The 10,085-nt window shown below is 72.6% G+C and carries 6 protein-coding genes and 1 pseudogene; 2 read left to right on the top strand and 5 right to left on the bottom strand.

All coding sequences use genetic code 11. The features are described 5' to 3' along the window. Both G5S38_RS14560 and ald read left to right on the top strand, forming a co-directional pair. Window positions 1-111, top strand: a pseudogene (locus G5S38_RS14560) (IS982 family transposase); the annotation flags it as partial. A 24-nt stretch (window positions 112-135) separates the two neighbouring features. After that, a complete protein-coding gene (gene ald / locus G5S38_RS14555; protein ID WP_165070153.1) occupies window positions 136-1,251 on the top strand; it encodes an alanine dehydrogenase in 1,116 nt (371 codons plus the stop codon). Window positions 1,252-1,296: 45 nt separating this feature from the next. Here ald and G5S38_RS14550 read toward each other — a convergent pair whose 3' ends face one another. The 5 genes from G5S38_RS14550 to G5S38_RS14530 form a co-directional block, all read right to left on the bottom strand. After that, on the bottom strand, window positions 1,297-4,401 hold the full coding sequence (locus tag G5S38_RS14550; protein ID WP_165070151.1) for an FtsK/SpoIIIE domain-containing protein: 3,105 nt from the start codon (window positions 4,399-4,401) through the stop codon (window positions 1,297-1,299). A 117-nt stretch (window positions 4,402-4,518) separates the two neighbouring features. Further along, entirely contained in the window at window positions 4,519-5,223 is a 705-nt protein-coding gene (locus G5S38_RS14545; protein ID WP_165070149.1) for a double zinc ribbon domain-containing protein, read from the bottom strand. Continuing rightward, the gene (locus G5S38_RS14540) at window positions 5,220-7,604 is read right to left on the bottom strand and encodes a transglutaminase-like domain-containing protein (RefSeq protein ID WP_235929102.1); all 2,385 of its coding nucleotides are present in this window, start codon (window positions 7,602-7,604) and stop codon (window positions 5,220-5,222) included. The genes G5S38_RS14545 and G5S38_RS14540 overlap by 4 nt, the downstream gene beginning before the upstream one ends. Continuing rightward, window positions 7,601-8,929 carry a DUF58 domain-containing protein gene (locus G5S38_RS14535; RefSeq protein ID WP_165070147.1) on the bottom strand — a complete coding sequence of 443 codons (1,329 nt, stop codon included), beginning with the start codon at window positions 8,927-8,929 and terminating at the stop codon, window positions 7,601-7,603. Before G5S38_RS14535 ends, G5S38_RS14540 begins: the two co-directional genes overlap by 4 nt. Then, on the bottom strand, window positions 8,926-9,897 hold the full coding sequence (locus G5S38_RS14530) for an AAA family ATPase (RefSeq protein WP_165070144.1): 972 nt from the start codon (window positions 9,895-9,897) through the stop codon (window positions 8,926-8,928). Before G5S38_RS14530 ends, G5S38_RS14535 begins: the two co-directional genes overlap by 4 nt. Window positions 9,898-10,085: the final 188 nt, after the last annotated feature.

Here is a 10,085-nt window from a genome sequence, read left to right as displayed (position 1 = left end):
GGCGTCTACTCCCGAATCGCAGGCCGACTACTCGCCCTCGCCGCAGGAATCTGGCACAACTGGCTCATCGGAGCACCCAACAAACGCTCCCTCATCGCCTACGACCATTAGGACTCACTCATCTAGGGTGGCAGCATGAGAGTCGCCGTGCCATCCGAAGTGAAGAACAACGAGTACCGGGTGGCCATCACCCCGGCCGGCGTTCACGACCTGGTCGCCCACGGGCACGAGGTGACCGTGCAGTCCGGTGCGGGGCTCGGTTCGTCGATCACCGACGACGAGTACGTCGCGGCCGGGGCGTCGATCGCGGAGGGTGCCGATGCGACCTGGGCCGCCGCCGACCTGCTACTCAAGGTGAAGGAGCCGGTCGCCTCCGAGTACCGGCACTTTCGCGACGGCCTGGTGCTGTTCACCTACCTGCACCTCGCGGCGGAACCCGAGCTGACGCGCGCGCTGCTCGATTCCGGCGTCACGGCGATCGCCTACGAGACGGTGCAGCTGCCCGACCGCAGCCTGCCGCTGCTCGCGCCGATGAGCGAGGTGGCGGGCAGGCTCGCGCCCATCGTCGGGGCGAACGCCATGCTCAAGCCGAGCGGCGGGCCCGGCCTGCTGGTCTCCGGCGTTCCCGGCACCTATCCCGCCCGCGTGGTCGTGCTCGGCGGCGGCGTCGCCGGAACCAGTTCGGTCGCGATGGCGGTCGGCATGGGCGCCGACGTGACCGTGCTCGACACCAACCTGCAGCGACTCCGTGAACTCGACGCGATGTATGCCGGACGCGTGCGCACCATCGCTTCGAACGGCTACGAGATCGAGCGGGCGCTGCTCACCGCCGACATGGTGATCGGCTCGGTGCTCGTGCCAGGTGCCCGCGCACCCAAGTTGGTGAGCAACGACCTGGTCTCGCGCATGAAGCGGGGAAGCGTGCTCGTCGACATCGCCGTCGACCAGGGTGGATGCTTCGCCGACTCGCACCCGACCACCCACGCCGACCCGACCTTCGAGGTGCACGGCTCGCTCTTCTACTGTGTCGCGAACATGCCGGGCGCCGTGCCGAACACGTCGACCTACGCACTGACGAACGCGACCATGCCCTACGTGCGCGCGATTGCCGCGTCGGGCTGGCGCACCGCCATGGTCGCGAACGCGCCGCTCGCCGCCGGGCTCAACGTGCACGCCGGCCAGGTCGTCTCGGAACCGGTGGCGGTCGCGCACGGGCTGCCGCACACCGCGGTGGGCGCAGTACTGGCGTAGTCACGGGGCGGAGCGCTCCGGACGGGTGCGCCAGCATCGCGCGGGTCACCACGGCACGCTCGCCCGGCTGACGGTTCCGGCGGGGTCGAGCACCCAGACCCGGTGACCCGGCTCGCGGGCGTTCCGCTGCGCGAGTGGCGGAGGCATGGACCGCGACCGGGTGACCGCGCGGAACTCGGCGGCGGAGCATCCATCGAACACCATCGGCACCGCGCGGCGCACGGCGGCGAGCGCCGACCACGCCCCCTGCCACTCGTCGGGATCTCCGACCAGCACGCGGTGGTGCTCCCCCGCCGGGGTGGCGATCCAGCGGGCGGCGTCGGGATCGGTGACGGCGCGCACCTGCGGCACGGTGGATGCCTGCGGGGCGTCGGGCGTCGGCGCCCCATCGACAGCGGGAGCGCTGCCGAGTGCCGCGATGCCGGCGAGCGCGTCGCGCGGCGATGAGGTGACCAACGCGGTCGCTCCTCCCGCCCGCGGAACGATGGCGGGCGGCGGGGCCGGGCGCGTGGCCGGGGCACGACGACCGCCTGCGTCGTCGCCCGTCGCCTCGGGCACCCAGCCGACCTGCACGCGGTGCCCTCGCCAGGTTCCGCCGCCGGGCGGTATGCGCGGGTCGAAACCGTCTGAGCTGCCGCCGGCGAGCACGTGGTCCTGCCGGCTCGGCAACCGCAGGAGGATTCGCGACTCGCACAGGGCGACGACGGGCGAGAGCGCGGTCGGGAGGTTCTGGGCGGTCATGGCCACGGCGATGCCCGCGCGGGGTCCGTCGCGCAACAGTCGGGCGAGCAGGTCGACGAGCTCGTGCTGGTAGTCCGGCGCGAAGCGGAACACCAGCGATTCGACGTCGTCGATGAGCAGGATGCGGGACGGGCCCGGGACCGGGGCACCCGGTGAGACGGCCGGGTGCGCAGCGGCTGGCCCACCCACCACAAGGTCGACCAGGGTGTCCCACGCGCCCTCGACATCGCCTGGCAGCCAGAACGAACCGGCGTCACCACCGGCACCCGCCGCGATCGCCCGCAGCACCGCCGACTTACCCGAACCGCGCCCGCCGAGTACGAGCAGGTTGCCGTGCGTCGCGGGCGAGTAGACGGCGGCCTCCCGGCGCTGCAGCTCGGGGAGGTCGAGCACCCCGAAGGCCACCCCCGCCTGTGCCGCCGCTCCCCCCGCTCCCCCTGTCACCGCGGGGATATCCGCGATGTCGATCACCGCCGGCAACTCGTCACACCACGGACGACGGGGCGGCGGATGCCCCGACCACCGGGCTGCCACCGCCGCGATGTGCTCCGCCCGGGTCTCGGCGACCTGCACCTCGTGGTGGTCGACTCCCGGAAGCGCGACGATCGCCCGCCCCACCGGGTGCCGCGGCAGGTGGGCGGCCGCCGCCGACCCGATTACCGCCAGGCTGTCGGCCGCGCTCCCCAGCCGCAGGGCGATGCGCAGCGGGCAGTTCGCGAGGATCGCGTCGCGCAGGGCATCACCGGGCCGCTGGGTCGCCATCACGAGGTGCATGCCGAGGGAACGACCGCGCGCGGCGATGTCGGCGAACAGCGGGTGCAGCTCCGGGAGGTCGGTCAGCATCGCCGCGAACTCGTCGACGACGATGACCAGCCGGGTGATGGCTGCACCCGCACCGACACCGCCATCCTCGCCCGCGCGATCGGCGCCGACCACCGGCAGCTCCTCGATGCTGCGCGCCCCCGCGGCGCCGAGCGCGGTCTCCCGGTACCGGATCTCCGCGCGCAGGCTCGCCAGCACCCGGCGGGCGGTGGCGTGGTCGAGGTCGGTGATCAGGCCGACCGCATGCGGCAGCGCCCCCACCGCGGTAAAAGCCGCACCTCCCTTGAAATCGACCAGCAGGAACGACACGCGCGCGGGTGAGTGCCTGCTGGCCATCGCGGTGACCCAGCTGACCAGCAGTTCGCTCTTTCCACTCCCGGTCGTGCCTCCCACCACCGCGTGCGGCCCGTCGCCGACCAGGTCGAGCGCCCACGGCGCGCCGGCACGCATCCCGAGCTCGCAGCGCAGCCCGGCGAGCGGCCCGGACGGGACGGGCACGGTGTCGGCCGCGTTCGCGAGCTCGCCCAGCGTGACCGCGTCGGGCAGTCCGCTGTTCGCCGGGAGCAGGCCGATGGATGCCGCGGCCGCCGCCAACCGTTCGGCGAACGCCGTGGCATCCATCATCGATGCGTAGCCGACCTGCACCGCGGTGGCCTGCCCGGTCGCGCGGTCGCGCAGCTCGGTGCGCCCATCGGTGCCGCGGGTCACGAGCATGCGGCAGCTGCGCGGCACGCCACCGACGGAGCCTGCCACTGCCACGACGAGCCGCGCGGCGGAATCACCGTCGCCGGCCCCGGCACTTCCGCCTGCCCCGCCACCGAGGTCGAACTCGACGACCCCGTTGGCGGCCGCGAGCCGGTCGTCGAGGCGGTGCGGCAGCGCCATCATCCAACGCCAGTCCCCGTGCCCTGGCACCCGCATGGTCGCCGTGTCTGGCGGGGCGGCCCGCGCGAGCTGCACCGCCACGGCGCGCGCCACCGCCATCGCCCACGGCCGCGGTCCCGCGACGGCGATGCCCAGCCGCCCGTCGACCGACACCGGGGCGGCGATCAGCCGGGGCATGGCGTGCGCCAGATCGGAGAGCGCGGCGGCGACCTCGGTGTCGTCGGTCGGGTCTGGTGGCGACTGGGGTCCGCCCAGTTCGCTGTGCACGTCGCCGATGCCGATGTTGATGGGCACCGGTCGCCCAGCCGTGGTCGTCCACAGCGTCACGTCGTCACCGCCCGCCCGGAGTGCCAGGTGGATCGGGGGTGCCGCCCGCTGCAGCGCGAGGCGCTCCGCGTCGTGGAGCTCGTCGAGCTGCCGACGGCTTACCGCGAGGTCGCGGTCGAACCTGGCGCGTTCGCGGCGGCCGGCGCGGCGACGGTGGATGGCGGCATCCACCAGGCTGCCGAGGGCGATGACCGGGCCCAGCACCGCGAACACGAGGGCGAACGGCGACCTGGTCATCGCGTAGATGGCGACCGAACCGAGCACCGGTGCGAGCGTCGCCGCGAGCGGGAACGAGTACGGCGCGGCGTCGGCGGGACGGCGCGGCAGGGAGGGACGGGTTGCCGCCGGGTCGGGCGGCGGCTGCGGAAAGGACACGACCACCGGCCAAGCACACCATCGAGGTGGATGCCGCGGCCACCCCGTCACCCGCGCAGTGCACGCGCGGGGCTACCGAACGGTGTGCAGGGCCGCTGCCCTATCCAGCGGGCGGGGTCAGCCGATGACGAAGAACTGCTCGCCCATGTCGACTCTGGTGCCCCGCGCGATGCGGTGCCGACGCCCCGGCTCGCACCGGTACGGCTTCGCATCGGGCTCGCTCACCGTGGTTCCGTTGCCGGAGAACCGGTCGGTGATCCAGAAGGCGCCGTCGTCCTGCCCGAATTCGAGGTGCGTCTTCGACACCGAGCGGGTGGGGTCGAGCACGCGCACGAGCTGGTGGATGCCCTCGCCGGGCTCCGGCCGGGGGTTGCGGCCGACGAGGCCGAAACCCGTGACCGCGACGCTCTCGCCGGTGCTGAACTGCAGCACAAAACGGTCGCCCGTCTCGGTGTCTGCGGCGAGGCGGGTCTCTCCGAGGTCGCTGGCGCTGGCGCTGGCGCTGGTCGTACCCGAGCTGGCCGCGCTGCCGGGGGCATTCCCGGAGTCACGGCCCGGCGCGGCATCCACCCCTGGCATCGTCACGGCCCCGGTGTCGCGCGGTGAGAAGAACCGCGACACGGTCGGGGCGACGTGCCCGCAGTCGGGGCAGAAGCTGTCGGCCGCGTCGATGACGGCGCCGCAGTGGGTGCAGATGATGCGCGACGACGACGCGCGGTGCCGCTCGAGGGCAGCCGCGTCGGGGTCGATGACGGCACGGCCGCACATTCCGCAGTAGATGGCGTCGGCCGGCATGGCCTCGCCGCAGTGTTCGCAGTTCATTGCATGTTCCTCGTCCTGGCTTCAGTACCGCGCCCGCCGCGCCCCAGCGATCGTAGCGACACCATCGCCCGAATGCGCTGGCGCCGGGTGAGGCTCTCCGACAGCGTGCGGCGCAGGTCGTCGACGGTGCGCCACACCCGGTCGGCCTCGGCCGGTTCGGTCTGCGCCGGGCCGAAAGCTGCCCGGTCGGCTGCTGCGGCGAGCACGAGCGGGCGCCCGCCCCCGACGACCGTCGCGAACTCCGACCTGGTGGCTGATGGTGGTGGCACGAACCCATGATCCACCACGGTGTCTTCGAATTCGCGCCATCCGCCCCTGACCCTCTCGCCGGGGTCGTCCGCCCCGCGACGCAGTGCCCGACGGCGGAGCTTCGCCCCGATGATCGCGACGAACGGCGAGAGCAGCAGCACGACGCCGACGACGACCCAGCCGAGGACCTGCAGGGCGACGAGCAGTGCGGCGAGCAGCGGGTCGGCGACTACCACGTCGTCCTGGCTGCTCTCGGGCGGCGCCTGCTCCTCCGGGGTCGGGTCCTGGGGCTCCACCGGCGGCACGGGCGACTGCGGGCGCGCCACCTGGGTGGGATCCTCGGGAACGGCGTCGGGTATCTCCCGCACCGGCGGGGTCGGGTCGACGGCCACCCAGCCGTATTCCGCGGTGTCGACCTCGATCCACGCCGAGACGTCGGAGCCGGTAATGACGGTGCTGTCGCTACCGGGGCTGTCGCTACCGGGGCTGCCGCTACCGGGGCTGCCGCTACCGGCGTCGCCGCTGAGTGCATCCCCGGTGTCACCGGCCGCGTCCGCCGTGGGCGCGAAGCCCATCACGACGCGGGCGGGAAAGCCGAGCTCCCTGGCCATCAGCGCGGCCGCCACCGAGTACTGCTCGCCGTCGCCGATCATGCGGGTGTCGGAGAGCAGCTCGCCGATGCGGTCGAAGGAGTGCCCTGACCGGCTGGGCGGCTCGTCGTCGCTGACGCCGTGGCTGATGTACCCGGTCTCGCGCAGGCCGTCCATGGCGGCGGCGAGCTGCGCCCCCGGGGTGCTTTCCTCGCCGATGAACGACTCGAGGGTGACCGACACCGCATCCGGCACCTCGCCGAGCGCCCCCATCGGCGCGTCACCCGGGGTCACGCCGCGCAATTGCTCGCCGGTCGGTGCATCGGGCACGACCGCGGCCAGGCGGTACGCGTCACCGGTACCGAGGCCCCCGATCACCGCACCCGTGCCGGTATTGGCGTTGTAGTAGAACGACCCGCGCATGCCGGCAGAGTCGGCGCCGAAGAATTCGATGCTGCTGAGACCGCCCGTGGTGGGCAACCACACCCCGGAGTAGGCGCCGACGCTCACGGTCACGTCGACCTGCTCGCCACTGACCGCGGACTGGTCGATGCGATCGGGCACGAGGGTGAACGAGCCCGAGATGCCGCCCTGGCTCTCGCTGCCCACCGAGTACACCACGCCGTCGTACTGGTCGAGGGTGGCGATGCGGATGCGGGCACCCTGCGGCAACCCGGCAACGGTGAGCACCGCCTCGGTCGACAACGGCGGCTGGTGGTAGCGGCGGAACCCGCTGAGCGGGCTCGTGTAGTCGCGCGGAGAGAACTGCTGCACGACGCTCGCGCGCAGCACGGCGCGGTCGGTCTCGGGAGCGAATGCGGCAGCCGCGCCTCCCGCGGTGACGGCGGCCACGGCGATGATCAGCGCCGCACTCACGAGCGTGCGGGCACCCGACGCCGAGGCATCCGTCAACGCCCTGCTCCCCCGCCGCCTGCGGAACCAGCGCGTCCACGTCGTCCACAGCAGCAGTACGCCGGTGAGCGCGAGCGCGAGGGTGACCGGTAGGAAGGCGGTCACGTCGCCGAACACGATGCCGGCCAGGAACAGCACGATCGGTCCGATGACCGCGAACTGCGGGTGCTTCGCGCGCAGCGCCACCGTGAGCGAGATGACGACCGTCACCAGCACCAGCAGGAACGGTGGCACGAGCAGCGCTTCGTAGCTGCCGACCGGCAGCGAGATCGTGAGCAACTGCTTCCACGCCGTGACGGTGCCGACGGCCAGGTCGCCGAGGCCGGCGAGGGTGGGCAGCACGCCGTAGACGGCCATGCTCGGCACGGCGAGCGGAACGCCGAGCACCACGGCGGCGATGACCATCGCGGTTGCGACGATGTGGGCGGGCAGGCGGGCGATGGCCCCGGTGATGGCGATGATGGATGCCACGACCGTCGTGACCGCGACCATCACCACGAACTCCACGCTCTGGTACACCGGCCAGAATGCCGCGGCGGCGATCGCGGTGGCGACCCACAGCAGCAGCGTGGTGATCGCCATGAAGCGGGCCGAACGGGCCGAGACGCCGCCAGCCTGGCGGGCGCTCATCCGGTGGCCGCCCTCGACAGCGCCTGCTGGAGCTCCTGCAGGTACCCGATGGTGAAGACGCGAAAGCCGGCGACCCTGCGGAGGCCGGGAACGGCGTCGGGATTGCAGACGACCGCGATGACCTCCACGCCCACCGGGAACAGCACGGACGCCGCCCGCAGCTGCGCGGCCGGCGTGTTCGATCCGCAGACCAGGTAGGCGACCGAGATGCCGACGACCTGGTCGGCGGCGACCCTCGCGACATCGAGCATCCGCAACGAGGTGTCTGCGACCTCGACCGATGCGAGTTCGTCGAGCAGCCGTCCCGGCGACATGGCGTCGAGGTGGCGCACGCCGAGCACGCGGCGCTTGGCGAATTCGGGGGTGGTCTGGCCGACGACGACCGAGACCTCCCTGGCATCGCGGATCGCGCGCAGCCCGAGCGATCCGGCGGCGCCGACGGCGACCTCGAACCCGGCAGCGCTGCCGTATTCGTCTGCGGCGAGGCTGAGGGCGACCACGATGCGGCTGCGGCGCGTCTCTTCGAACTGGCGCACCATGTAGACGCCGGTCTTGGCCGTGCTCTTCCAGTGGATGGTTCGGCGCTCGTCACCTGGCGCGTATTCGCGCAGCGCGTGGAACGAGACGTCGCTGCTCGACAGGTCGCGGGTGGCACGCCCCTCGAGGTCGCGGATGAGCCCAGAGCTGGAACCGGGAACGCCGATGGTTCGCGGGTGCACGATGAGTTCCTGACCGGGGGTGCGCACGATCTCACGGCGGACAAGTCCGACCGGGTCGGCGCGCACTGCGCGCACCGGTCCGACGACGACGATGCCGCGGCGGCGGGTGGACAGCGGAAACTCGTGGCGTGATTCCGCCCCGCGTGCGAGTCCTGGCACCCCGATATCGACCAGGCTGCGGCCGACGGGCACCTCGAGCTTGGCGCCGAGCAGGCGGCGCCGCGACGTGTTGGTGACGACGACCACGCCCATCGCCGGGTCGCCCGCAACGACGCGGTGGTGTGGAAGCGTCAGCTCGACCGCATAGCCGCCGCGACCCACCAGGTAGAGCACGGCGATGGCCACCAGGATGACACCGCCGAAACCGACCGCGACGAGCTCGATCCACCCCATCCGGTAGCCGACGACGAAACTCACCGGCACGGCCGCGAGCACCGTCCACCCGACCGGGGTGATCACGGCGGCGAGGAACCGCACCACGTTGGCGAGCGCACCGCGGGTGGCCCTCGCCAGCCGCACCGCGGCGACGATCGCGTCGGCGAGCGGGCCGGTGCGTTCCCCGACGATGCGGCTGCGGGCGTTGGTGAGACCGCCCCCCGTCGTCACACCGCTTGCCGATCGCTGGGCGGCGGCGTCTCGAGCAGGATCTGGCCGATGACGCTGGACGCGGTGACGCCGTCGAACTCCGCCTCGGCGTCGAGGATCAGGCGGTGCGCGAGCACCGGCTCGGCAAGCGCCTTCACGTCGTCGGGAATGACGTAGTGCCGCCCGGCGGCCGCGGCCAGCGTCTTCGAGGTGCGAATCAGCGCGAGGGCCCCGCGCACGGAGACCCCGAGCCGCACCTCCACCGCGTTGCGGCTGGCGTCGACGAGCCGGGAGACGTAGTCGTTGATGGAGGGATCGACGTGCACGGTGCGCGCGAGGGCCGCCATCTCGTTGATGGTGTCCGCGGTCGCGACCGCGGGAACGGTCGCGGCGTGTGCGGGGGTGCCTGCCCCCTCGAGGATGCGCACCGTCGATGCGTGGTCGGGGTAGCCGATCGATGCCTTCATGATGAAGCGGTCGAGCTGCGCCTCGGGCAGCCGGTAGGTTCCGGCCTGCTCGATGGGGTTCTGGGTGGCGATGACCATGAACGGCGAGCCGGCGGGGTGGGTGATGCCGTCGACGGTGACGTTGCCCTCCTCCATCACCTCGAGCAGCGCGGCCTGTGTCTTGGGGCTGGCCCGGTTGATCTCGTCGGCGAGCACGATGTTGGCGAAGATGGGCCCGCCGTGAAAGTCGAACCGGTTGGTGCCCTGGTCGTAGATGCTCACGCCGGTGATGTCACCTGGCAGCAGGTCGGGGGTGAACTGGATGCGGCTGCTGATGCCGTCGACGCTCTGCGCCATGGCGCGGGCGAGCGAGGTCTTGCCCGTGCCCGGGAAGTCCTCGAGCAGCAGGTGGCCGCTCGAGAGCAGCGCGGTGAACGAGAGCCGCACCACGAAGGTCTTGCCGAGCAGCACGGTCTCGACGTTCGAGACGAGTCGTCCGAAGGTCGCGGAGAACCAGTCGGCCTGTTCCGGTGTCATGGTCATGCTCTGGCGCTCCCGGGTTTGGGGGTGGGGGGGGTGTGGCGGCGTGTGTGGCGGCGGGGGTGACGGCGGGGGGCATTCCGGGCCGGGCGGGTCGGGGGGGGGGGCCGGCTCGCCGGGCGGCGGAGGGTCCGGGCCCCGGGGGAGGTCGGGGTGCAATCGCGGCGGGGACGGCGAGTGGGCGTAGCCGG

This window comes from Marisediminicola senii, from assembly GCF_011057645.1.
Classification (GTDB): domain Bacteria; phylum Actinomycetota; class Actinomycetes; order Actinomycetales; family Microbacteriaceae; genus Marisediminicola; species Marisediminicola senii.
The sequence above is the reverse complement of the archived record's forward strand: the minus strand, read 5'-3'. Positions and strand labels throughout refer to the sequence as shown.

Excerpts from the sequence above, each read along its gene's own strand:
- G5S38_RS14545 (WP_165070149.1), bottom strand. The coding sequence starts at position 5,223 with ATGAACTGCGAACACTGCGGCGAGGCCATGCCGGCCGACGCCATCTAC.
- ald (WP_165070153.1), top strand. The coding sequence starts at position 136 with ATGAGAGTCGCCGTGCCATCCGAAGTGAAGAACAACGAGTACCGGGTG.
- G5S38_RS14530 (WP_165070144.1), bottom strand. The coding sequence starts at position 9,897 with ATGACCATGACACCGGAACAGGCCGACTGGTTCTCCGCGACCTTCGGA.
- G5S38_RS14540 (WP_235929102.1), bottom strand. The coding sequence starts at position 7,604 with ATGAGCGCCCGCCAGGCTGGCGGCGTCTCGGCCCGTTCGGCCCGCTTC.